Genomic DNA, 667 nt, shown 5'->3' on the forward strand with positions numbered 1-667 from the left:
ATATTTACACCTAAAGCTCCAACCTCATTAGTAAAAATTGCCACAAATGCACCGCTTATCCAAATGGTACAAAAAATAACAACCGGATGAATTATAGCATGACCGAATATATTTCTAGTAACTTTAAGTATCTTATGCCATTCCATGAATTGATATTCCTAGTTTATGCTTATATATTAGTTTTTGCGTGGAGTAATTTTTACGTCATTGCGAGCGACTAAAAGGAGCGTGGCAATCCCGGTAGGAGCAAATAATAAAGCATGCTGGAACCCGTCTGCAACAAAATATCCACCGGCATCAACACCGATCAGCATACCTTTCTTAGATCTAAGACCTGCAGCCTCTATATCTGACGGATTAGCCCAGCTTGCATCTCCATATACTCTTTCATCTTGTTTGAAAAATTGTAATGATTTTATTCTTTCAAAATTTTTAATGTAAAATATTATAACAATAATAGCCGGACTGAGAAGAGAGTCAAGTAGCTTCAATTTTAAATAATTATAGTCGGCAATTTTTAACTGCCCCCAAACGTTAATAAGCCAGTAAGCCCACTTATAAGCAATATTTATAGCATTTATATTTACACCTAAAGCTCCAACCTCATTAGTAAAAATTGCCACAAATGCACCGCTTATCCAAATGGTACAAAAAATAACAACCGGAT

General features: G+C 35.1%; 1 pseudogene. It reads right to left on the reverse strand.

Annotation, left to right across the window (positions count from 1 at the left end):
* Positions 1-236: 236 nt before the first annotated feature.
* Positions 237-667, reverse strand: a pseudogene (locus O6R16_RS08020) (type IV secretory system conjugative DNA transfer family protein); the annotation flags it as partial.

The organism is Candidatus Rickettsia tasmaniensis (genome assembly GCF_036857515.1).
Taxonomy (GTDB): Bacteria; Pseudomonadota; Alphaproteobacteria; order Rickettsiales; family Rickettsiaceae; genus Rickettsia; species Rickettsia rickettsii.